Origin of the sequence: Hymenobacter tibetensis (assembly GCF_022827545.1) — a bacterium.
Classification (GTDB): domain Bacteria; phylum Bacteroidota; class Bacteroidia; order Cytophagales; family Hymenobacteraceae; genus Hymenobacter; species Hymenobacter tibetensis.
The window spans coordinates 4,425,591-4,449,277 of the sequence record NZ_CP094669.1 but is presented as its reverse complement, the minus strand read 5'-3'; the positions used below and the strand labels follow the sequence as shown (position 1 = coordinate 4,449,277).

Sequence of the window (23,687 nt, the reverse complement as noted above, 5' to 3'; positions counted from 1 at the left end):
TCAACTCAATACATATTTTTTTCTGTACAGTCACAGATGTTACTAAATATATCATTCCACAAGCAATTTCATTGGTTTTGCAAGTGCCTTTTGAGCTTTGCTATAGTGTGTACTAGTACGCTTTATGCCTCTGGACAATCTGCTTCTCCAGCTTGGAATTGGGTGAAACTAGTTGGTGGGGGAATAGGTAATGAGAGTACTTGCTTTGGTATTACTGCTGATGCTGATGGTAACACTTATATAACAGGCTCCTTCACTGGTACCGGACAATTTGGGCAATTTATACTTACTACCCCAGCGCAGACTTATCAACTGTATGTGGCTAAGATCAATACCAGTGGTGTGTATCAGTGGGTCCGCTCAGTAAGTGGTTTTGGGAAAGCCCAAGGCGAAAGTCTAGCTCTTGATGCAACAGGCAATATATATGTGACTGGTCAAATTCAAGGCCAGTTTACTTTTGGCAATTCAACTTTGACTTCTGCTAATGGTACCGTAGATATACTTGTGGCAAAGCTGAATTCAAATGGCGAGTGGGTATGGGCCAATATAGGTGGAGGGCCTGGACTCGATATAGGTCGGGGCATAGCTGTTAGTGCAGCAGGTACTGTTTTCATAACTGGTCAAATCCGTGACCGGGCTACTTTCGGCAACATAACACTTCAAGCAACTGCAGGTTTTGCCGATATTTTTGTGGGCGCCCTTGATGCGAATGCAGGTCAGTGGCAGTGGGGGCGGTGTGCAATAGGTAATGGAAGTTCTAATAATTATGGATATGCTGTTAAAGCAAATTCACAGGGGGAGGCGTATGTCGTCTGTAGCTTCATTGACCAAGCAGTATTTGGAGGTACTACTCTCACAGCAACTGGTGGCACCGACGTATGCATTGCTAAACTCAGTTCAACAGGAGCTTGGCTATGGGCAAGGCAAGGGGGAGGTAGTGGTACAGATTACGCCCGTTCTATTGCAATAGATAGACAAGGAAATGCCTATGTAGTAGGATGGTATACTGGGCCAGCTACCTTTGGTAGTACCATACTAACAGGGTTTGCTAGAATCTTCGTAGCTAAAATAGACGCCAATGGCATATGGCAATGGGCTACTGCTTCAAACCGAGTCGGTAATGGTGATTCTGCCTTCGGGCGGGGTATCGCGCTTGATAGTAGAGAACAGAGTGTGTACATAACTGGTAATTTCAGCGGAGGGATAATTTTTGGAAACTCCATCTTGACAGCTACTGGGCCTTTTGATCAATACGTAGCGAGTTTAGATATAAATGGGGTATGGCAGTGGGCTCAGCAGGCTAATGGTGTTGGTCGAATAGTAACTGCCAATTTAGTTTCTGATCCTAATGGTATGCTATATACTTGTGGATATGCAGATAATAATGCCAATTTTGGACAGGCGGTTATGCTGCACCCAAACCCACCTGCAGAACAAGCCTACGTTGCAAAATTAACTGCTAGTACAGTGGCATCAGTGCAAAGTTCTGCACAGGAAAAAGCAACTCTATGGCCTTGTCCTGCTTCCTCACTTGACCCGATACATGTACGTTGGTCTGTTAGTAGACGACCAACTATGCTTATTGTGTGTGATGTATTGGGGCGTGAAATCCACCGTCAAACTATTTCAGAAAACCACAAATCAGAAGTTACGTTCCCTGCGCCAAAACTACCAGGTTGGTATCAATGCCAAATATTGTTTGATGGAACGCAACCTTTACTACAAAAAATACTTGTTCAGCATTGACCTATAAAACAGCAACAAACAATATAGGATGCGAAACATGATTGTTCTCACTCAGATCAGCTAATCAACTGTGAACTATGATAGGTTTAGGTCTTAGTAATACATCAATATCTATAGATACAGTATCTGAGCGCAGAAGGCATTTCTAGTCCTATTACCTTTGCCGCCCATCCTGACGCCAACCAAACGTGACCGACCCGAATACCGCCGCTTTCGAAAAAGCCCGTACTGGTCTGTGGACTAGCTTGCAGAAGCACTTAGCGGCTGTGTATAGTGCTGAAAAAGGTTTCTTAGCAGCTACTTCTTTTGTTGATGAATTCCCGTTTGCCTTACACACGGCAACTCAGGAGCAGCAAGATGATTTCTTGAAGTCCCGTAGCGCCCTGCGTGACCTCTACAGCGACGAAACTGCGCAACTGGATACGCTAGCGAAAGCCATTCGGACCAAAGGCTACTCCGAAGACCAAAAGAAGCAACTGTACCTGTTGATTCTCGGCTATATGGATATTGCCGCCTCCGTGTTTGAACTGCTACGCACCCACGTGCCTACCAAACTGCCCGAAGACGAAGAGTTGGAAGAGGTAGTAGCAAAGTTTGACCGAGTGCGGAAGTTTGCGCGGCTGAACGTGAAAGGTATAGCCGGACTGCTAGGCTAGTTTCTGCCGCCCGATTGTCCCCACTCCCTCTGAGAAGCCGTATAGCCTTCGGACTTCAACCCGAGGCAATGACGAAGACAGTAGCGGAGATACTAGTAGATACCTTGATGGCGGCTGGCGTGCAGCGCGTATACGGTGTAGTGGGAGACTCACTCAATGCCATCACCGATGTTATTCGGGCCCGCGAGGGTATCGAATGGATTCATGTGCGCAACGAGGAAGCCGGTGCGTTTGCAGCAGGAGCCGAAGCCCACCTCACCGGCTCGTTGGCTGTTTGTGCGGGGTCCTGTGGTCCTGGCAACACGCACTTGCTCAACGGGCTCTACGACTGCAACAGGAGCCGGGTGCCGGTGTTAGCCATTGCCGCCCAAATCCCAAGTGGAGAGATTGGAACGGGCTACTTCCAGGAAACCCATCCCGAAACCACGTTCAAGGAATGCAGCGCGTATTGTGAGTTGCTTTCGCAACCTGGACAAGCCGTGCGCATGATCGAAGCCGCTATCCAAACCGCACTTAGTGCGCGCGGCGTGTCGGTGCTGGTGGTGCCTGGCGACGTAACACACCTGGACGTGCCGAATGTGCCCGCCCCTAGGCTGCCCATCTTGCGCCGTGTGGCTACTTTACGCCCGGCTGAAAGGGATGTGCGCGAAGCTGCTGCACTCCTGAACGAAGTAGAGAAAGTAACAATTTTGGCCGGGGCAGGCTGTGCCGGGGCGCATACCGAGTTGCTGGCGGTAGCCGAAGCATTGGGCGCGCCTATTGTACATGCCTTGCGCGGCAAAGAATTTGTGGAGCCCAACAACCCCTATGACGTAGGACTGACGGGGTTGCTCGGGTTTTCGTCGGGCTACGAGGCCATCATGAACTGCGACGCCCTGCTTATGCTTGGCACCGACTTCCCGTACATCCAGTTTCTGCCCGATGAAGCGCGCGTGGTACAGGTAGACGTGCGAGCCGCCCACATCGGCCGCCGTACCCGCGTGGAGGTAGGCTTGGTAGGCGACGTAGCAGAAACCTTACGCCTACTGGTGCCGCAGCTCACCCACAAGACCGACCGTGCGCACCTGGAAAAGTCGTTGAAACACTACCGCGACACCCGCCAAAGCCTCGATGAGCTGGCAACCGGAGAACCCGGCGACACCAGCATGCACCCGCAGTACGTGACCCGCCTGCTAAACGAGCAGGCCGCCGAAGACGCTGTTTTCACCTGCGACGTGGGTACTCCTACTATCTGGGCCGCCCGTTACTTGCTTTTCAATGGTAAGCGCCGGCTTATCGGCTCCTTCAACCACGGCAGCATGGCTGGCGCTATGCCGCAGGCCATTGGGGCGCAGCTCACGTACCCCGGCCGCCAAGTAATTGCTATGGCAGGTGATGGAGGCCTGGCCATGCTGCTTGGCGAGCTGTTGACGATTCGCCAGTTGAAGCTGCCCGTCAAGATAGTGGTGTACAACAACAGCAGCCTGGGGTTTGTGGAGTTGGAGATGAAAGCTAACGGCTACTTGGAATACGGCACCGCGTTGGACAACCCCAACTTCGCGGACTTAGCCGAAGCGGCCGGACTACACGGCATCCGCGTGACGGACCCCGCTGATCTGCCCACCGCCATAGCCGAAATGCTGGCGCACCCGGGCCCCGTGCTGCTCGATGCAGTGGTGAAGCGTACCGAGCTGTCGATGCCGCCTACCATTGATGCCAGTCAGGTGAAAGGCTTCAGCCTCTACGCGCTCAAAGCCATCATGAACGGTCGTGGCGACGAGCTGGTGGAGCTAGCCAAAACCAACCTGTTTCGGTAAGTATTGCAAGCTGAATTGGAGGCTGCGTGGCAGTGGAAGGTAGCGTGCACCTAGAAGTCTGGTGAAGTAGCGAAAGTTGCTTGCTGCTGCTACCGCTCGAAATACGGTGGAAACCGTTTTAAATTGAACATTCCACCCCACCCACTGCGTTTACTCCTAACGGCTGGCGGCGGTAATACCGTGTCAGTTGTTTTATTTGTTACTTCTTGCTGCTCCGCCTCCTAGGCACCCGCTACCTATTACATGACCAACAAAGAAATCAAAGCGCTTATCTCCCTGCTCGACGACCCCGAAGTTGCGCCGCAGATTCAGGAGAAAATTCAAACCCTTGGGGAAAGCCTGATTCCGTTTCTAGAAGAATCGTGGGAGGAAACACTGGACTCGCAGCAGCAGCAACGCCTTGAAGACCTAATTCATAAGCTGCAATTTGAAGGGCTGCAACAGCGCCTGCGAGTATGGCGCGACTCAGGCAGCGAAAACCTAATTGAAGGTATGTGGCTGCTGAACTCATATCAGTATCCCGACGCCGACTTGCAGGTGCTCAACCGGGCTATTGAACAGCTACGTTTCGAGGTTTGGACCCTGTTGAAGCCGGAAATGCACCCCGCCGACCAGGTGCAGGCACTCAACTACGTGCTGTTCAAGGCGCATAAGTTTGCGGCCAACACCCAAAACTTCCACTCGCCGGCCAACTCTATGTTGCAGCGCGTGCTGGAAACCCGCCGGGGTAATCCGCTCACGCTGTGCGTCATTTACCTGTTGGTAGCGCAGCGCCTGAACCTGCCCATCTACGGCGTGAACCTGCCCAACCTGTTTGTGCTTACCTACCGCCTCGACGACTTGGCGGTGGAGCCATTCTATATCAACTGCTACAACCGAGGCTTGGTCTTATCACGCACCGACATCGAGCATTACGTGGCGCAGCTCAACCTGACGCCTAACGACATCTTTTACGAGCCCTGCTCCCACGTTGATATTGTGCGTCGGGCCCTACGCAACTTGCAGTTAAGTTTCGAGAAGCTGCAGGAGCCTGCCAAAGCTGCCGAGGTAAACAAGCTGTTGGCCATCCTCACCGAAGAGCCATCTGCCGCCACGGAGGCGCCATCTGAACCGGAAGGAGAAGAATAGTAGAAAGCCCATGATAGAAGCAGCATCTGCTTCCTGTTCTTAATACAGCCTTTTCAAATGAATAAGCCCTTAACGCCAGCTAGAGCGTTAAGGGCTTATTCGTTTTGTGGGCTATTATGACTTAAAGCTGCCGCTCCTAGTTGCGCTTAATTAGGCAGCCAGCAGCTCGTTTGTCGGGTACGCCAGCGGGCCGGCCACCCAGCAGATTATCGAGAACTTGCTGTAGGTAGTGCTCCTTGGTATCTCCTTCCACTTGCGGGTTATCGTCGATGGCGCCCTTGTAGCGCACGGCAAAGCCACTACCAACGGGTTGCAAAACCACTGCTTCGGGGGTTTTGGTAGCTCCCAGCAGCGAGCTTACCTTCTGGCCCTCGTCACTGAGCAGAGGCAAATCAATACCCGTAGCTTTTGCGCCAGCATCGGCACTAGCATCGAGGTTAATGGGAGCTTCAATGAACAGAAACTGTATGCCGCGTCCGCCATACTGAGTGCTCAAAGCCGACAAGCGTGCCTGATACAGACGCGTAAAGGCGCAATTTGGGTTGACAAACACCACCACCACGGCCTTGCTGCTTGCATAGGAGCGTAGGGCTACTTCAGCGTTGGCACTGTTTTTTAAGCTGAAATCATCCACTGTGCGGCCTCCCTGTGCGCGGGCTACACCCACGGCCACCGTACAAAACAGGAGGGCCGCAGCGGTGATAATAGAAATTCGGCGAAGGGACATGAGAGAACAACTAAGTGAAGACACAAGCAACTGAGCAGAAAAGTCAAGCAAAAAAGGATGCTTGCATGCCTCGTACGCCTGTTACTCGAGGCAGTAAGTTAATACGTAATCAGAAGCGAGGCGCTGATAGTGGATTTGGTGTTTGCTGCGAGAGTTTTCTAGGAGCAGGTGTCCCGTCAGTACACCGGCCTCCCGCAGCTTGAACGGGTCGAGCAGAATTTGCTCTTTAAACACCAGGCCCCGGCGACTGTGCAGTTTATAGAGCGTCTCTTTGGAACTCCAATAGAGACTATGTTTAACTGCTTCGTCGCCAGCGTCGGCTTGCTCGGCTTCCGATAGAAACCGCGGCGCCAACTTTTGCGCTTTGTCGCGAACTAGTTCAACATCTGTGCCAACTCGCCCGTGCGTACGCAGCACGCACGCCACCCACTGGCCGGAGTGCGACAGAGAAACGGCGAATGCAGGCAACTGCTCAAAGAAAGGACGGCCATTTGCATCATTACAAAGAAACGCGGAAGTTGAAGTAAGCTCCCGTAATAGCTCGTGTGCCAAGGCTCGGCCTGCTAGCCATTGGGTGCTACGTGTCTCGTCGCGACCCGTGGGCATGCTGCGGGCATAGTGCGGTGGAAGAGCGTGGAGGAGGGTAGCGGCAGGCTCTTCCAGCAGCCACAAGCCCAAAATAGCGTGGTTGGAAAGAGGAGTGAGGGAGTGAAGCGGCATAAAGACGAAGGTAACTGCTGCAAAACGGACGGCATTGCCCAGCTTCCGCTTGCTTATCGGTTGAACAAGGTTGTTGCGACAAGGCAGGGCTGGCTGCTAGGCAGGGCCAGGGTAACCTATTTTCTTTGGCAATAGCAAGCAGGCGCTACCTTCGCGCCATGGCTTTCACACACCGCCCCGAAGTTCAGAAGCTCGCGGCCCTCACCGGGCACCAGGACTGTGTGTACACGCTAGCTGGCACGCCGGGCACCGGCACCTTCTACTCCAGCGGCGCCGATGGTATGGTGGCCGTCTGGAATGCCAACGCAACCGAGCAGGACGGTGAGTTGGTGGCGAAAGTGGAAAACTCGGTATATGCCCTGCTGCATCTGCCGGAGCGCAATCTATTGGTAGTGGGCCACAATTTCCAAGGCGTGCAAGCCATAGACTTGGGCGCCCGAAAACTAACCTTTGCCACCGCTCTGCCGCCGGTTGCCATCTTCGATATGGTGTATTCCGAAACCCACCAGCGGCTTTACGTGGCGCTAGGCAACGGAACCCTGGCCGTCTTGCGGGCCGATGACTTTCGGGTGGAAAAACTAGTGCCGCTCTCCGACAAAAGCCTGCGTTGTCTAACGCTTCATCAGCAGCGCAACGAACTAGCTGTGGCCGGTTCCGATTGGCTTATCCGGATTCTGGATGCCACCACGCTGGCTGTAAAACATACGCTTACGGGTAGCACGAATTCTGTTTTTACGGCATCCTATTCGCCGGACGGGCGCTATCTGCTGACGGCCGGGCGCGATGCCCATTTGCGCCTGTGGGACGCGGAAGCCGGCTACGTGGAGCACCACAATATTGTGGCACATTTGTTTACCATCAACCACCTGGCTTTCTCGCCAGATGGCCAGCTGCTGGCCACGTGTAGCATGGACAAGAGCATCAAGCTATGGGACGCCGAAACGCTGGCCTTACTGCGCGTAGTGGACAAGGCGCGGCACGCCGGACACGGAACATCTGTAAACAAGTTATTTTGGCCGGGAAGCCAGAATCGGCTAGTTTCGTGTAGCGACGACCGCAGCTTAGCCGTTTGGCAGCTGTCCTAAAGAAGGAGCATAGGAGTCGGGAGCTAGCAAGGTCTGGTATAACAGTAAGCAACGAAGCGTTGCGTGCGGTACTATACCAAACACGCTACACTTCCTCGTTAGCACCTCATCCGTACCTCCCAGCTTCTAGCTACCATCTCCTAGCTTCCCAGACCAATGAAAATTACCGCCCTCGATATTCGCCAGAAGACTTTTGAAAAAGCTTTTCGCGGGCTTGATAAAGACGAAGTGCAAGCCTTCCTGCTCACCCTTTCGCAGCAGTGGGAGCGGATGGGCGACGAAAACCGCGAGTTGCGCGTGAAGCTCGACCACGCCACGCAGGACGTGAGCAAGATGCGCGAAGTGGAAACCAGCTTGTACCGCACCCTCAAGACGGCTGAAGACACCGGTAATAGCATCACCGAACAAGCCCAGCGCGACGCGGAACTACGCATCCGGGAGGCCCAACTGAAAGCCGAGCAACTCTTGGCCGACGCTCGCCAAAAGGCGCGTGCGGTAGTGGACGACGCCTATCAGCAGTCGGAAAAGACGGTGGCTGAAATGAAAAAGGAGGTGAGCAGCTTAGGTCAAGAGTGCCAGCGCCTCGAAGCCCACCTCGATGGCTTGGTGCGCGACTTGCACAACCTAGCTTCCGACGCGCTGGCTAAGGTGGAAAAGGTGAGGGCCCAGCCGAAAGCTAGCACCGCAGCCATCCTTTCCCGTGCAGCTAGCGTAAAAGTGAATCGGAATGATGCTGCAGACCACTCAGCTCAGCCCGATGCTCCCATGCACGTTAGTTCCTCTGCCACTTCCTCGGCTGCCGCAGTAGCTGGTGGTTCCGCTTCGTCTTCGTCAGTTGCGTTCAACGGCCCAGCTCCAACCCGTGCTGAGCCACAAAACTACAACCCCAAGCCCGGCCAACAGCCCGACCCCGGCGCGCCCGCCCAAACGCCTGGCCCCGATATTCAGCCCAACCCTTCGCCCAACGAAAACCCAGGCCGCGTAGATCCTTCGCGTATTTACCAGCCTGAGCCTTCCACGGTGCCGCAGCCAACCGAGCCCTACGTGGAACCCACTGCTCCTGATATTCAGCCTATCGGACCAAGTCACCCCGAAATCACGCAGCCGGAGCCTGCCCGGCACCCAGGTATGGCGGCGGTAGCCTCCACCGAAAAGTCTTTCTTCGACGAGATATAAGCCCAGACGCGGGTGCTTGTTTGCACGAGAAGCCACTTAGTTTACCTGCCTAGGTGAACTGAGTGGCTTCTCTTATACACCGTAGTCTGTAAGGAGCTTGCCGTATCCGATGCGAAAGTTGCTGTAGCTTGCACCCGCGTACTTCCGCGTTCATCACACAAACCAATAGTATGGGCCAGATTGCACTGGAGGGAATGGAGTTTTTCGCGTTCCACGGCTACTACGACGAGGAGCAGAAAATCGGCAATAAGTATGGCGTGGACCTCTACATCACCACTGACTTGCATGCCTCTGGCGCTTCCGACCGCCTGCACGAAACGGTAAACTACGAAGTGCTATACCGCGTGGTGCGCGAAGAAATGTTGGCCCCGGCACGGCTACTGGAGCATCTCGCCCACCGCGTGCTGGACAGAGTGCTGGAAGAGTTTCCCTACATCGAAGCCGTACAAATCAGCGTTTCCAAATTCAACCCACCTTTAGGAGGCATCTGCCACCGTGCCCGCGTGACGCTGGAGCGTCAGCGTAGGAGTTAGCGTCTGTTGGGCTTGTTACTTTAAGACCTGACAAGGGTCAGATAGACATCGTTGTAAGTAAACCTGAGTCACTAGTAAACACGAAAAAGCCGGTCCTTATGGGCTGGCTTTTTCGCGTTTGGCAAGCCGGGTATCGGTAGCCGGCGGAAAGCTGCTTTCTTGGGTGAGAAAAATAATTGGTACCGCTTGTAACGAATAGCCGTGCCGCCGGTAATCGGTCCAAAATCAATCATCCACGTTTCTTTCACTTGTTAGAATGCAGGTAGTTGCGACAAGCGACGAAGAGCTAATGGCTCAGGTAAAGGCTGACAACCTGGACCAGATGGTGCCGTTGTTCGAGCGCTACCAAGGCCCGCTGTTTGGCTTTCTGTGCCGGTTGAGCGGTGGCGACACGGAAGTGGGGCAAGACCTCACCCAAAACGTGTTCTACCGGGCCATGAAATACCGAGCCAGCTACCAGCCCGGCCAGCCGGTGCGGGCGTGGCTCTACCAATTGGCCCGCCACGTACACGCCGACCACTGGCAGAAAAGCCGTCGCCAACAGCCCGTCGCTGACATCGAGGGGGTGGAGCGGACCGCCAGCCACGGCCGCGCTGCGCAGGCCAACTGCCAGTCCGCTGACCAAAAGCAGGCCTTGCAGGAAGCCTTGAACCTGCTGCCAGCTGAGCAGCGCGAAATCCTGGTGTTGCACCGCTTCCAGGGCTTCGACTACACGGAGATAGGGGAGATGCTGGGCTGCACGGCCGGCGCTGCCCGCGTGAAAGCCCACCGTGCCTTAGAAGCGTTGCGCAAAGTGTACTTCAGCTAAAAACCGTGGGCCTAGCCCCGAACCCATACAATGAACGAGTCCTTCAACCATCAAGCATCCACCCCTGCCGACTGCGAGGCCATAGCGCCGTTGCTGGCTGGCTACGCCGAAAAAGAGCTTTCGGCGGTGGAAACGGCGCAGGTGGAAGCCCATTTGCCAGCCTGCCTGGCGTGCCGCACCCAACTAAAGCAGCTACGGGAGTTACTAGCGTGCATTGACGACCAAGTGTTTCCGATGCCGCCGCTGGCCCTGCGCGACAACTTTCTGGCGCAGTTGGCCGAAGAAAAAATGGCGTTGCCCAAAGCCACAGCTACGCCATCAGAAGCGCCGGCCGAGGCGAAAGTAGTGGCCTTCTGGGCCCCGACGCCCACGGCCCGCTGGCTCCGGATAGCCGCTAGCATTGCGCTGCTGGCCGTAGGAGCCTTGTTTGGGCTGATACTGCGTCCGGCCACTTCCCTTGATGTGGCCTCTCAGCAACCTGCTGCCAGCGAAACATTGGCTGCTCACCTGACGGCTGCTACCAGCCAGCCCGCTACTGCCAGCCGCCGCATTAGCCTGGTAGCCGAAGCGCCCGCCACCGTGCAGCCCGGCGACCCCGCCGTGCAAGTGCTCATCAACACCCTCAACGCCGACCCGAACCCCAATGTGCGGCTGGCCGCCTGCGAAGCCCTTTTCCGCCTCCGTGCCGACCCTCGGGTAGGCCCTGCTCTGGTACAGGCCCTGCCCAACCAGAATGACCCCAACGTGCAAATCACCCTTATTGAATTGCTGGTAGCCCTGCGCGACAAGCGGGCTGTGCCAACCCTGGAACGGCTCTCGCGCCAGCCAGAGGCACTGCCTGCCGTGCGCCAGCAAGCTGCAAATGGCCTCGGACTGCTGATTTAGGCTTGCCTAATCCAACACAACGCGCAGGCTGCGCAAGACATCCGGATGTCTTACGTAGCGTGTGGCCCTGGCGAATTGCCTTTCCCCCTTCTCCCGACCTATTGATTTTAACTCATGAAAAAGACCTTCGTTCTCACCGCCATAACGCTGCTCACCGCTAGTGTTGGGCTGCATGCACAAGAATTTAAAGCCAAGTTCAACAGCCGTCAAGACCGCAAAGTGGTCCTGGAAATGCAGGGCAGCGACATCACCGTGGAAGGCTACGACGGCGACGAACTCGTCATCCGGGGCAATGGGTACGAGGCCCTGCCCAAACAAGCTCAAGGACTGCGGGCTGTGTATAACTCAGCCGAGGACAACACCCAAATAGGGCTGTCGGTGACGCCGGGCACCGGCAACACGCTGCGGGTGGTGAAAGCCTCCCGTAAAGATGCCGCCTACACGATTCGGGTGCCACGCCGGACGGCGGTGGTATTCACCGAAACCAACTGGAACAGCGGCGACCTAATCATTCGGGACGTGGAAGGCAGCATTGAAGCCACCCTGAAAAGCGGCGACCTGAAGCTGCTAAACGTGGCGGGCCCCGTGGTAGCCAACAGCGTCAGCGGCGACGTTACGGTGCGGTTCTCTGGAATGCGCCCCGAGCCAAGTTCCATCTCGCTGGTCAGCGGCGACCTAGACGTAACGATGCCCGCCGCTACTAAAGCCAACTTGGCGCTGCGCTCTATCTCCGGCGAAATCTACACCGACTTCGACATCAACCTGGGTAAAGGCGCCGACAACATGAACCGGATAGGCGGGCAGACGGTGAGCGGCAACGTCAACGGCGGTGGTCCTACGTTGTCCCTCAAAACCATCAGCGGCGACATATTCGTGCGCAAAGCCAAGTAACGAATACCATGCGCGGCTCCGTTATGCTACCAGAACAGTACGTGCCCAGCAAGCGCAACAGCGAGCGGCCGGCCCGGTATAGGAAGCACTTCCTGCTACTCTTGCTGGTACTGTTAGCCGTCGGCAGACCAGTTCAAGCGCAGAAAAAGCTATCGGCTGATAGCATTGCGGCCGTGGAAAAGCAGTGGCTAGCCAAAACAACCGGCAACGCCATTCGGCCTCGCAGTGGCAACACGTTCAGGAAAGCGCCTACTGGGGTTGCGTTGTATTTCATACAAGCCGACTCGCTGCAAGTGCCTTACTGGGTGTACGTGCCCACCCACTACGACCCGGCTAAACCACATAAAACCATTGTGTACCTGCACGGTGGGGTAGGGTCCACCAAGCAGTTTCAGTACAAAGATCCAGAGTACGCCACCGAATCCATATTTGCGCTGGCGGAGCGCTACAACGCCATTGTGCTGTATCCTTTCGCCAGAAAAGACTTTGGCTGGATGAACCAGCTGGCTTCCTTTCAATACGTGCTGGATGTAGTTAGTGCCGCCAAGCAAACCTATCATATCGACGCCAAGCAAGTGTACCTGGGTGGCATGTCGAACGGAGGCTCCGCCACGTTTTGGTTTGCTAGCCACCACTCCAACTTGTTTGCGGGCTTCTACAGTTTCGCCGCGCTGCCCAAGCTGCAAGTAGGCGACATCAATTTCAAGGCGTTGTCAGCCAAGCCCTTCTACTCGCTGCATGCCAAAGATGATAGCCTGTATCTGTACAAGAACGTGCTAGCCACTTACAACCTGCACAAAGCGGAAGCCACCGCTTGGCACCTAGAAACGGTTGAGCAAGGAAATCATGGCTTCATCTACAGAAAAAATGGTGAAGAAGTGATGCGCAACCTACTCGACAAGCTCCTGCAGTGACGTTGCCGGGCTTGCCTCTGACAACTCTTTCTTTTCAGTTCCAACCTCCTAAAACTCTAACTCATGCATCGGTTTCTAATGCTTTTCCTGCTTGTTGGAGTGATGGCCGGTGCTACCAGGCCGGCTTTCGCCCAGAAAATCATCGAGGAAAACGCGGCCATCAAAACTGGTCAGCGAATTGTGCTGGATTTGCGGTTTGGCAACGCCATTCGTATCCGGCCGGCCACCGACAACCAGCTGCACGTGCGGGCCACAGTCGACATCAACGACAACAAGCTCAACGAGGCGCTGCAATTCTCTTTCAGCGAAACGTCGAGCAACGTAACCGTAGCAACTGACCTCAGCAAAGAGATACTCGCCACTGCTAAGCCCGGCGACTGTCCGCCTAACAGAACCACAAGCAGTTATTTCGGCTCTTCAGACAAGGGCCCCAAGGATGGGGCGACCGTGTGCTCCACCATCAACTACGACATTATGGTGCCCGCGGGCGCCGATGTCAGCGTGCGAACCATCACCGGCAATATCGACGTGGTGGGGCTGACGGGGCCGCTGGAAGCCAAGTCCATCAGTGGCTTCGTGGATGTTAGCTGGCCGCCTACCAAAGCCGCCGCCATTGCCTTGAAAACCATTACCGGCGAGGTGTACACCGACCAAGAGGTGGCATTCGAGAATCGGAAAGACAACCCCATTGTGGGGTACCAATTACGCGGGGCGTTGGCCAGCGGCAGTGGTCCGCTGCTCAAGCTGGAATCTATTAGCGGAGACGTGTTTTTCCGCAAGCCCAAGCAATAAAGTATAGGCCAGCGTAGTAGGGTGCTGCCCGGAGGAATAACCTTGGCTGCACTAACCAACTGCCCGCCACTACATAACAGCTTGCCCTAACAATAGACAAGTAGCAATAAACAACTACCCATCATGAAAACAGTACTTACCTCTTGCCTGCTGGCGCTCCTGAGCCTGCACGCCCTGGCCCAGACACCAACCGCTCCAGCTTTCCGCTCGACCTGCGAAGAAAACAGCTACGGCAACAAGCAGAAAGGTTTCTGCGAAATCCGCGACCTGACGCTGGCCGCTCCGGCTGCCGGCCAAACGCTTACCATTGATGGCCGCCGCAACGGAGGTATTGCGGTGCGCGGCTGGGACGGGGCCGATGTGCGGGTGCGGGCCCGGGTGCAAAGCTGGGCCAGCTCCACCACGGCGGCGCAAGAGCAAGTGAAGGCCGTGCAAATCAAAAGCACTGGCAACGTGCTCAAGGCCGAAGCCAGCAACGACGACAACTGGTCGGTGAGCTACGAGGTGTTTGTGCCGCGCCGTACTGCCCTGGCTTTGAACACCTACAACGGCGGTATCAGCATTGAAGGCACGCAGGCGGCCGTTACATTCGAGGCCCATAACGGCGGTATTTCACTGGCTAATCTGGGGGGCGACGTGCGCGGCACTACCACGAACGGTGGCGTAAACGTAACGCTCACCGGCAAGAAGTGGGAAGGCAAGGGCCTGGACGTGACGACCACCAACGGCGGCATCAACTGGCGTATTCCGGCGGCGTATTCGGCGCAACTCAAAACCGCCACCCAGCACGGCGGCCTCAGCACTGACTATCCGATAACGGTGACCGGGAAAATAGGCCGTAGCCTAGATACCAAGCTAGGAGAGGGGGGCGCACTGGTTTCGGTGGTGACTACCAACGGAGGTATCAACTTGAGAAGTAGCAGCATCGAGGGGATGAAGAAGCTGTAGGATCGTGCTGGTTAGAGGCGGCTAGGAGTATGGTCATGGCCGTCCGGCTTGTGATGCACGAAATATTTCGTATAGTATGTTTGTATCTACGACATGTTTCGTATATGTTTGATGTACGAAACATGTCGTAGTATAAAACAGCCCTTTCCATGAGCAAGACCCCCATCCCCAAACCCACCGAATCCGAGCTGGAGATTCTTCAGGTGCTGTGGCAACATGGCCCCAGCACGGTTCGGTTCGCCAACGACCAGCTCAACCAGCGCCGTGAGGTAGGCTATACCACCACGCTCAAGCTGCTCCAACTCATGCTCGATAAAGGCTTGGTGTTGCGCGAAGACGATTCCAAGACACACGTTTACCGGGCCGCGGTGCGGGAAGAGGAAACCCAAGGCTTGCTCCTCGACCGGTTCGTGGATTCCACCTTCGGGGGTTCGGCCATGAAAATGGTGATGCAGGCCCTGGGCAACCGCACCACCTCCGCCGACGAGCTGGCGCAGATTCGGAGCTTGCTCAACCAGATTGAAGAACAGCGCAACCCCTCCAACCCTAACAAACAAGACGATGAACTTGCTTGAGCACTATGGGTCGCCGGCGCTGATGCGCGCCTTGGGTTGGACACTGCTGCACTCGGTTTGGCAAGGTGCCCTGGTGGCCCTGACCGCCGCCATGCTGCTTATGCTGTTGCACCGCCATGCCGCCGCTTTGCGGTACCGGGTAGCTGCCGCCTCGTTGCTCGGGCTGTTGGTGCTGAGTGGTATCACGTTTGGCTACTACTACCACACGTTCAGCACTTCCACTACTAATGAGCTGGTGTTACTGACGGAAGCCCCGGCTACCACCTCGTTGGCTGCCTCTGCCGATGTGGTTGTTCAGGACAACGGCCAACTGGTGACTACCGACGGGATAGTAGCTGCCGAAACCGAAATGGCAACGCAGCCCTCCTCCCGGTTGCAGCAGTTGCTGACAGCAGGCAAAGTGTACCTGGAACGCAACATGCCTTTTGTGGTGGTGGCCTGGCTGCTTGGCATGTTGGCCATGACATTGCGCTTCTTGGGTAGCCTGGCGTATGTACAGCGGCTGCGGCGCTACCGGGTGGCGGCCCTCCCTGCGGAGTGGCAAACGCGCCTCGACGCGCTGGCCAGCCGTACCAACCTGCGTCGTCCAGTCCAGATTCTGGCTTCCGGGCTGGTTCCGGGGCCGCTAGTGATAGGCTGGCTGAAGCCGGTGGTGCTGTTGCCTATGAGTGCAGCGTCGGGGTTGTCGGGCAGTGAGCTGGAAGCTATTCTGGCCCATGAACTCGCCCACGTGATGCGCCGCGACTATCTGTTCAACCTGCTGCAATCGGTAGCTGAAATTCTGTTCTTCTACCATCCGGCCGTATGGTTCCTGTCGGGTTGCCTGCGCACCGAGCGCGAAAACTGCTGCGACGATATTGCCACCGAACTGTGCGGCGACTCCTTGGTGTTGGCGCAGGCATTGGCTTCCTTGGCTGCCTTGCAACATGCCCCCGCCACACTCAGCCCGAAGTTGGCTATGGCAGCCGCGGGGGCTCCGGGCTCCTTGCTGAACCGGGTACGTCGCTTGGTGCAGCATCGGGCAGCGGCTCCCACATTCTCCGATGGTTTCTGGGCCGCTTGTGTTGTGTTGTTCAGCGTTGGGCTACTCACTGTGAGTACGGTGCTGTCGTTGAGTGCGGCTTCATTCACTACACCCACTGCGGCCACCGAAACGGCTGGGTCCGTAGACGTAGCCGAGGAGGTAGCGGCAGAACTAGCACCTGCAATGGAAGCGCAAGGCGCCACAGAAGACGCTGCCGTTGGGCTCGAGGCCAGCGAAGCAAAGCCGCTCGACGACACGGTGGTGGTATATGCCCAAACCAACCCCAAACTGCTCACCAAGTCCGGTAAGGCCCGCCTCAACGAAATCAAAGGCCTGACCGTGGTGGTGAAAGACGAAAGCGGTGCAGTGTCGGATGTGTATGTGGATGGCAAAAAGGTGCCCGCCGCCGAGCTGGAGGCCTACCGTGCGTCCCTAGAAAAAGCGGAGCAGGCCGGAGGCAAGGCGAAAACCACCGTTGCGGGCAGCCAAGAACATGTTGACCGAATCCAGACCCTCTCCAACCGAATGGCCACCGATGCGCTAGCCGGCAGATCGCCGAATGCCAGCGATGCCGAAGAACTCTCGAAGCTGGCACTGCAAGAAGCTGGGCAGGCAATGGAGCTGCATGATGCCAGCCAAAGCATGCTGAAGCAATTCCAGATCGAGGAAAAGGTGCTGGAAGACCAGTTGGTGAAAGAAAGCTTAAGCGCCGATGAGCAGCAAGAATTGCGGGAGAACCTGAAGGAGTTGCGCCAAGAGCATATGCAGGAACTGCAAGAGCTGCGCACCCAAGAAAAGCAAGACAGAGAGCAGGCTCAACGTGACCGAGACCAAGCCCACCGTGACAGAGAGCAGGTGCTACGCGACCAAGACCAAGCCCGACGTGACAGAGAGCAGGTACGGCGTAACGAAGAGCAGGCGCGGCGTAATGTAGAGCAAACTCGCCGCAACAAAGAGCAAGCTCAGCGCGACAAAGAACAGGCAGCATGGCACAAAGCGCTGTATGCTGAGCTAGCGAAAGACAACTTAGTTCGGGATGCCAACAATTTCAGCTTCGCGCTGAGCCAAAAGAGCATGTCGGTTAACGGCAACAAGCAGTCGGAGGCAATGCGTGATAAGTACGTGAAGCTATACGAAAGCAGCACGGGCCGTAAGCTGAGCGCAACGGGCTCAGTCAATATACAGCAGCAAAGCAACAGCAACTCGTCTTTCGCCTTCAACGACGAGATGCCCCCGCCTCCGCCAGCGCCGCGTGCGCCTTCGGCACCGCGCACGCCAGCCTTCCCGCGTACTCCTGCCGTTCCGCGTGTCCCGGCCGTGCCCCGCACGCCTCTGGTACCGCGGGTACCTGCGGTGCCACGGGCTCCGGCAGCCCCGCACGTCAACACCGACCGGATTCGGGAAGAGCTGAAGCAGGATGGGTTGCTTGATAAAAACGCGAAGGGATTCTCGTTGCAAGTCAATGCCAAAGGACTGACGGTAAATGGAACGCAGCAGTCAGAAGAGCTAGCCGCTAAATACCGCAAGCTGCTCGGGCACTCGGCCGATACCAACAACAGTAAATCATCATCAACTATAGATATTTCGGTGAGTGAGTGAATCACCGCGCCGGCCGCTGCTGCAACAGTGGCCGGCTTTTTTATCGGGCAAGTACGAGTTGAAAATAAATTTTGAAATTGTTGTAACGTCTGACCTCTACGGCGGTATTCACGGCTACAATAGGTTTCCAGCCAACTCCTGAACCACGGCTCGACAAGAAAATAGATAGGTCAAGCAACGGTTAAGCGCCGAAGAGCATCTATAGCTTCATATACTTGAAAACGCTAATGCAGCTATGGTGCGTGACGGAGTTGGGTGGCGTACCGTTTGTCAAGGACGTAGTACCGAACCAGTATCTAAATCAGGTCTTTTTTAGCCCATGTTTCTCTGCCAACAGTGCCCCCAGACCGTTGAATCTTCCTTGCGGCCGCACCTAGGCATACGTTAAGTTCCTTCCTGTTTGAACCCATTTCTATCCCGCCCTTCCGTCGTGATCAGCTACCGCTTTGTCTTGTTCTTCTGGCTGAGCACGGTGCTGCTAGCTGGTTCTGCCACTGCGCAACAGCAACCTAGTGCCACTCCCTCGGCCGTTGCTACCGATGCCAAAGTGCCAGCTCCCAAGCGTCAGCTACAGGCCGTGCGCATCACCGACGCTATCAAGCTGGACGGCTTGCTGGACGAAGCCATTTGGCAGCAGGCCCCCACCGCCACCGATTTCATTCAGAACCGCCCCAATCCTGGCCCACACGAAAAGCACCCCACGGAAGTGCGCATCCTCTACGATGACGCCAACATCTACGTTGGGGCTATTATGCACGATGTGCACGCCGATTCCATTCCGCGAGAACTAACGCCACGCGACGACTTCGGCAACACCGATTTCATCGGCATTTTCCTGGACACGTACAGCGACAAACTCAACGGCTATGGCTTTTTCGTGACAACGGGCGGTGTGCAGATGGATTGCCGCTACTCGCCGGCTGGCGGGGAAGATTTTGCCTGGAATGCGGTGTGGGAGTCTCGCACAGCCCTTAAAGGCACCGATTGGGTGGCGGAAATGCGCATTCCGTACTCGGCCATTCGCTTCAGCAAAAACGTGGAGCAGCAATGGGGCCTCAACTTTATGCGGCAGCGCAAGCGCGAAAACCAGGCGTTCTTTTGGAACGAAGTGAAGCCGGCCGTAGACGGGTTTGTGAACCAGTGGGGCGAGCTGAAAGGTATTCGCGACATCAAGCCGCCGTTGCGCCTTTCGCTTACGCCCTACGTGTCAACCTACGTCAACCACAACCCGTTGAACGCGGAAGGCACGCGCCGTACCACCAACAGCTTCAATGGGGGCGCCGACGTGAAGTGGGGTATCAATGAGAGCTTCACGCTGGATGCCACGCTGGTGCCTGATTTCGGGCAGGTGCAGAGCGACAACCAAGTGCTAAACCTCTCGCCGTTCGAGGTGCAGTTCAACGAAAACCGCCAATTCTTCACTGAAGGCACCGAGCTCTTCAACAAAGGCAACCTGTTTTACTCGCGGCGAGTGGGAGCCACACCCATTGGCTTCTATGACGTGGAAGTAGGGTCCAATGAAAAGCTGGTGAAAAACCCTGCCGAAACGCGCTTGCTGAACGCCACCAAAGTATCGGGGCGTACCAGCAAAGGCCTGGGCGTAGGACTTTTCAACGCCGTCAGCAATGACGTGTACGCCACCATCCGCAACAACGAATCGGGGGAGGAGCGCTCCGTGAAAACGCAGCCGTTCAGCAATTACAGCATCGCAGTCCTCGACCAGAGCCTGAAAAACAACTCCTACGTTTCGCTCATCAACACCAACGTGACGCGCGCTGGCAGCACCTATGATGCCAACGTAACGGGTGGCTTGTTTCGTTTTGCCAATAAAAAGAACTCCTACGCGCTAGATGGCCGCATCGTGTACTCGCGCCGCCGCGGCAATGTGTTCGGTTCGGAAGAGGAAATCAACGACCAAAATGGCTACAAGTACCAGATAGGCTTCGGCAAAATCAGCGGGGCGCTTACGTGGGGCTTTAACCACGGCATCGAGTCCGACCGCTACAACCCCAACGACTTGGGTATCTTATTCGGCAACAACAACATCTCCCAGAACATCTACGTCAATTACAACAAGTACAAGCCGTTTTGGAAGGTAAACAACCTCTATACCTGGAGCGAAATTACCCAGTCGTTGCTCTATAAGCCCACGCGTTACCAGGATGTTAGTATTGCGGGGGGCATGCAAACTACGTTCACTAAGAGCTTTATCACCACTGGCTTCAATGTGAATATCGACCCCACGAAAAACGACTTCTACGAGCCGCGGGTATTTCCACTCGGCGAGTATTATGTACGTGTGCCAAGCAGCGCCAACGTGGGTGGATTTATGTCGACGGACTACCGGAAGAAGCTAGCTTGGGACGTGAACGGCGGTATCCGCACCTACGCGGAGGACGACCGGCTGCAGCGCCCGCGTCGGATGGGCTACGGCCTTGCGGTGTCGCCGCGCTACCGCGTCAACAACAAGCTTAACTTCCGCTACAACATCGAGTGGGACTACAAGCAAAACCAGATTGGCTACGTGAACGGGGGCATGGACGAGGACGAGCCGCTCGATCAAGAGTTTGTGGGGCAAGTAATCTTGGGCCGTCGAAACGTCGTCACGGTGTCCAACGTGCTGTCGATGGCTTATACCTTCTCCAACCGCATGTCGTTCACGTTCCGCACCCGGCACTATACCAGCAACGTGCGCTACCAGGACTTCGCTCGTCTCTCGCCCGGCGGCCAGGAAGAGCTAGTGGACTACCGCCGCAACCGCGACAACACCTACAACGCCTTCAACATCGACGCCGTGTACTCGTGGTGGTTTGCGCCCGGCTCGCAGATCAGCGTGGTCTGGAAAAATGCCAACAACCCCGACTACGACTACCGGTCGGGCAACGAGGCAACGCCGCTTTACTTCAACAACCTCAGCAACACCATCAACACGCCGCACAACAACTCGGTGTCCATCAAGGTGCTATATTACCTCGACTACCTAGCAGTCCGGCCGAAGAGAGGCTAGACCGCGCTGATTTTCGGGCTACAAGCCCAACAGTTCTGAAGCGGCGCTAAAGGCCGACTGTTGGCCGGCCAACACGCGCTGCTGCACTGTGGAGAGCTGCTGCTTTACCTCGGGGCGGGCAAAGAAGCGGGTTTCCAGCGTTTCGCGAATGGTTTCGTGGAGCCAGTGCAGGTTTTGCTCTTGGCGACGCCGCTGGAAATAGCCGCTGGCTTGGGTTTGCTGCACGTACTTCTGCACAATCTCCCAGACCTCGGGCACGCCAGCGCCGGTGAGCGCCGAACTAGTAGTGACGAGAGGCGACCAGGCGCTAGGGGCCAGCGGGAAAAGGTGGAGGGCATTTTGGTACTCGCGGCGGGCCCGGCGTGAGGGCAATTCGTTGTCGCCGTCGGCTTTGGTGATGGTAACTGCGTCGGCCATTTCCATAATGCCTTTCTTGATGCCTTGCAGCTCGTCGCCGGCTCCGGCTAGCATCAGCAGCAGAAAGAAGTCGACCATGCCGTGCACGGCGGTTTCGCTTTGCCCTACGCCTACCGTCTCCACAAAAATAACATCGTGGCCGGCCGCTTCGCAAAGCGCCATAGCTTCACGGGTAGCCCGCGTAACGCCCCCCAGGCTGCGCCCGGCAGGAGAAGGACGGATAAATGCCTGTGGGTGCGCAGCCAACAGATTCATACGGGTTTTGTCGCCGAGGATGCTGCCGCCGCTGCGTTGGCTGCTGGGGTCTACGGCCAGAACGGCTAGGCGGTGCCCGTGCGCATCAACCAGATGCAGGCCCAGGGCTTCAATGAACGTGCTTTTGCCCACACCCGGCACGCCCGTGATACCCAGCCGTATGGAACGACCCGCGTGCGGCAGCACATTGTTCAGCACCTGCTGCGCCAGTGCTTGGTCGGAGGGGAGCGTGCTTTCCACCAGCGTAATGGCGCGGCTCAGCATGACGCGGTTGCCACTCAGGACGCCATCGGTGTACTCGGAAACAGAAAAGCGTTTGGCCATCAAGACGCGGAGGACAGGGAACAGCTAGCACAAGCAATAAAAACGCTGGCAACAACGTATTGCGCCTGCAAGCTAGCCCATATAGTACATTTGAAGAAATAGGTTGTTCTTCAACTTATTCTGTCCTCTACGCAAATGACCACCGCTATGAACAACAACTTCTACGCTCTGCTGACTGCTGCTCTGCTGGGAACTTCCTTTTCTGGGCACGCCCAAAGTGAGCTAAGCAACTTCACGGCCACTGGCCGCGGGGGCGTGGCCACCACCTTCGCCAACGACTACCAGGCCATTGGCATCAACCCGGCCAACCTGGGCCGCGTGGGCGGTGCCCGCGTAGCATTTACCATTGGCGAAGTAGGGGCGGGGCTTGGTTCCAAGTCGCTCACGCGCAACCAGCTGCGCAAGTTCATCTACAACACCAACGAAGAGTTGTCCGCTGCCGACAAGCAGGAGCTAGCCACTGCTTTCACCTCCGACAACGCCCTGAACTTGCAAGCCGACGTAACCACGCTGGGTTTGGCCGTGCAGATACCAGCGCTGGGCGGCATTGCCATTAGCAACCGGCTGCGGTCGTCGGGCCACGTGGAGCTGAACAAGAACGCGGCGGAACTGCTGTTTTTGGGAAGCGAAGCGCCCATTTATACCTCGGCCAGTGCTACAAACATTCCCCTAGTGTCAGAGGCGCTCGACGGCACGCAGTTTCAGTTTTCGGCCCTGAATGAGTTCAATATTGCCTGGGGAAGACGCATTGTGGATCTGCCCTTGTTCCAACTGTCGGCAGGAGCTGGCTACCGCTACGTTCAGGGCGTGGGCATTGTAGACGTACGCGTGAAGCCCGGCGACTTACAGGCGTACAGCTCTTTGTCGGCGGTGTTCAACATCGACTACGGCACCCTGGCTAGCAATCCGAACTTCAACTTCGAGACTCGTACCAATGGCCTCCAACCCGTAGGCAAGGGCCACGGTTTCGACCTGGGCTTGGCTGCGGAAGTAGGCAAAGTGGTGCGGCTGGGGGCAGCCGTTACGGATATCGGCAACATGACTTGGGAAGGCAACCTGCTCACTGCCAACGATCAGAAGTTGAAAAAGCTGAAATCGGCAGGGGTAGGCAGCTACGACTTCTTCAAGGAGGCGGCGGAAATCTTTGCCTCCGGTACCGACAGTTTGTTTCAGTACCAAACCGGCCAGGATCGGCGGGCCAACCTACCTGCCAAGATGCGGCTCGGGGCGGGAGTGCGCATCAGTGAGTTCTTGGAAACCGGGCTCGACGTGACATTGCCCCTCAATAACGTAGCCGGTAACCTGGTTTCGCCCTTCGTAGGAGCTGGCATTGATTACAAGCCCTTGAGCTGGCTGCGGCTGAGTAGCGGCCTGACGGGTGGTGCCGGCTACGGGCTAAGCGTGCCGCTGGGTATCACCGTGTCTACCAGTGTATATGAGGGAGGTATTAGTACCCGCGACTTGCCGGGGGCGTTGAGCAACAAAAACCCGTACGTGTCGTTGGCAACCGGTTTTTTGCGGTTCAAATTCGGAGGTAAAACGCAGTAAGTTCATTTGCAAGGGCACAAGAACAAGGCGGAAAGGCTAATCAGAAAGAGACCCGGTTGCGACAAATGCAGCCGGGTCTCTTTCTGCTTACATCTCTCTCACAAGCGAGGCGGTAGGGGGCTGGAAGCGCGAA

At 56.2% G+C, this 23,687-nt stretch carries 20 protein-coding genes; 17 read left to right on the top strand and 3 right to left on the bottom strand.

Going from position 1 to position 23,687, the window contains the following annotated elements; all coding sequences use genetic code 11:
- The first annotated feature begins 90 nt into the window (after positions 1 to 90).
- From MTX78_RS17815 to MTX78_RS17800, 4 genes are all read left to right on the top strand, one after another.
- Entirely contained in the window at positions 91 to 1,746 is a 1,656-nt protein-coding gene (locus tag MTX78_RS17815; RefSeq protein ID WP_243797080.1) for an SBBP repeat-containing protein, read from the top strand.
- A 188-nt stretch (positions 1,747 to 1,934) separates the two neighbouring features.
- A complete protein-coding gene (locus MTX78_RS17810) occupies positions 1,935 to 2,402 on the top strand; it encodes a hypothetical protein (RefSeq protein WP_243797078.1) in 468 nt (155 codons plus the stop codon).
- Between the two features lie 68 nt (positions 2,403 to 2,470).
- Positions 2,471 to 4,198: a ubiquinone-dependent pyruvate dehydrogenase gene (poxB, locus tag MTX78_RS17805; RefSeq protein ID WP_243797076.1), complete on the top strand. Its 1,728-nt coding sequence runs from the start codon at positions 2,471 to 2,473 to the stop codon at positions 4,196 to 4,198.
- Between the two features lie 243 nt (positions 4,199 to 4,441).
- Entirely contained in the window at positions 4,442 to 5,326 is an 885-nt protein-coding gene (locus MTX78_RS17800; protein ID WP_243797074.1) for a transglutaminase-like domain-containing protein, read from the top strand.
- 136 nt (positions 5,327 to 5,462) lie between these two features.
- On the opposite strand, the gene MTX78_RS17795 is transcribed toward MTX78_RS17800, so the two are convergent.
- Positions 5,463 to 6,053: a redoxin domain-containing protein gene (locus MTX78_RS17795; protein WP_243797073.1), complete on the bottom strand. Its 591-nt coding sequence runs from the start codon at positions 6,051 to 6,053 to the stop codon at positions 5,463 to 5,465.
- Between the two features lie 81 nt (positions 6,054 to 6,134).
- The gene (locus tag MTX78_RS17790) at positions 6,135 to 6,773 is read right to left on the bottom strand and encodes a 4'-phosphopantetheinyl transferase superfamily protein (protein WP_243797071.1); all 639 of its coding nucleotides are present in this window, start codon (positions 6,771 to 6,773) and stop codon (positions 6,135 to 6,137) included.
- A 158-nt stretch (positions 6,774 to 6,931) separates the two neighbouring features.
- On the opposite strand from MTX78_RS17790, the gene MTX78_RS17785 reads away from it, so the two are divergent.
- The 12 genes from MTX78_RS17785 to MTX78_RS17730 all read left to right on the top strand — a co-directional run bounded on the left by MTX78_RS17785 (position 6,932) and on the right by MTX78_RS17730 (position 21,010).
- Positions 6,932 to 7,858, top strand: coding sequence for a WD40 repeat domain-containing protein (locus tag MTX78_RS17785; RefSeq protein ID WP_243797069.1), 927 nt, complete (start codon positions 6,932 to 6,934; stop codon positions 7,856 to 7,858).
- A gap of 156 nt (positions 7,859 to 8,014) precedes the next feature.
- Positions 8,015 to 9,034 carry a DivIVA domain-containing protein gene (locus MTX78_RS17780; protein ID WP_243797067.1) on the top strand — a complete coding sequence of 340 codons (1,020 nt, stop codon included), beginning with the start codon at positions 8,015 to 8,017 and terminating at the stop codon, positions 9,032 to 9,034.
- 170 nt (positions 9,035 to 9,204) lie between these two features.
- Positions 9,205 to 9,567: a dihydroneopterin aldolase gene (gene folB / locus MTX78_RS17775; protein WP_243797065.1), complete on the top strand. Its 363-nt coding sequence runs from the start codon at positions 9,205 to 9,207 to the stop codon at positions 9,565 to 9,567.
- Between the two features lie 256 nt (positions 9,568 to 9,823).
- Positions 9,824 to 10,375, top strand: a complete 552-nt coding sequence (locus MTX78_RS17770; RefSeq protein ID WP_243797064.1) for an RNA polymerase sigma factor — start codon at positions 9,824 to 9,826, stop codon at positions 10,373 to 10,375.
- 30 nt (positions 10,376 to 10,405) lie between these two features.
- On the top strand, positions 10,406 to 11,260 hold the full coding sequence (locus MTX78_RS17765; RefSeq protein ID WP_243797062.1) for a HEAT repeat domain-containing protein: 855 nt from the start codon (positions 10,406 to 10,408) through the stop codon (positions 11,258 to 11,260).
- A gap of 114 nt (positions 11,261 to 11,374) precedes the next feature.
- Positions 11,375 to 12,151, top strand: a complete 777-nt coding sequence (locus tag MTX78_RS17760) for a DUF4097 family beta strand repeat-containing protein (RefSeq protein ID WP_243797060.1) — start codon at positions 11,375 to 11,377, stop codon at positions 12,149 to 12,151.
- A gap of 23 nt (positions 12,152 to 12,174) precedes the next feature.
- Positions 12,175 to 13,065 carry a carboxylesterase family protein gene (locus tag MTX78_RS17755; RefSeq protein WP_243797059.1) on the top strand — a complete coding sequence of 297 codons (891 nt, stop codon included), beginning with the start codon at positions 12,175 to 12,177 and terminating at the stop codon, positions 13,063 to 13,065.
- Positions 13,066 to 13,128: 63 nt separating this feature from the next.
- Positions 13,129 to 13,857 (top strand): DUF4097 family beta strand repeat-containing protein, encoded by a 729-nt coding sequence (locus tag MTX78_RS17750; RefSeq protein ID WP_243797057.1) that lies wholly within the window; start codon positions 13,129 to 13,131, stop codon positions 13,855 to 13,857.
- Between the two features lie 123 nt (positions 13,858 to 13,980).
- A complete protein-coding gene (locus tag MTX78_RS17745) occupies positions 13,981 to 14,805 on the top strand; it encodes a DUF4097 family beta strand repeat-containing protein (RefSeq protein WP_243797056.1) in 825 nt (274 codons plus the stop codon).
- A 149-nt stretch (positions 14,806 to 14,954) separates the two neighbouring features.
- The gene (locus MTX78_RS17740) at positions 14,955 to 15,380 is read left to right on the top strand and encodes a BlaI/MecI/CopY family transcriptional regulator (protein WP_243797054.1); all 426 of its coding nucleotides are present in this window, start codon (positions 14,955 to 14,957) and stop codon (positions 15,378 to 15,380) included.
- Positions 15,367 to 18,003 carry a M56 family metallopeptidase gene (locus MTX78_RS17735; RefSeq protein WP_243797053.1) on the top strand — a complete coding sequence of 879 codons (2,637 nt, stop codon included), beginning with the start codon at positions 15,367 to 15,369 and terminating at the stop codon, positions 18,001 to 18,003. Before MTX78_RS17740 ends, MTX78_RS17735 begins: the two co-directional genes overlap by 14 nt.
- A gap of 400 nt (positions 18,004 to 18,403) precedes the next feature.
- Positions 18,404 to 21,010 carry a DUF5916 domain-containing protein gene (locus MTX78_RS17730; protein ID WP_243797051.1) on the top strand — a complete coding sequence of 869 codons (2,607 nt, stop codon included), beginning with the start codon at positions 18,404 to 18,406 and terminating at the stop codon, positions 21,008 to 21,010.
- Positions 21,011 to 21,028: 18 nt separating this feature from the next.
- Here MTX78_RS17730 and meaB read toward each other — a convergent pair whose 3' ends face one another.
- A complete protein-coding gene (gene meaB, locus MTX78_RS17725) occupies positions 21,029 to 22,006 on the bottom strand; it encodes a methylmalonyl Co-A mutase-associated GTPase MeaB (protein WP_243797050.1) in 978 nt (325 codons plus the stop codon).
- Positions 22,007 to 22,141: 135 nt separating this feature from the next.
- Between meaB and MTX78_RS17720 the strand changes: the two genes are divergently transcribed.
- Positions 22,142 to 23,554 (top strand): DUF5723 family protein, encoded by a 1,413-nt coding sequence (locus tag MTX78_RS17720; protein ID WP_243797048.1) that lies wholly within the window; start codon positions 22,142 to 22,144, stop codon positions 23,552 to 23,554.
- Positions 23,555 to 23,687: the final 133 nt, after the last annotated feature.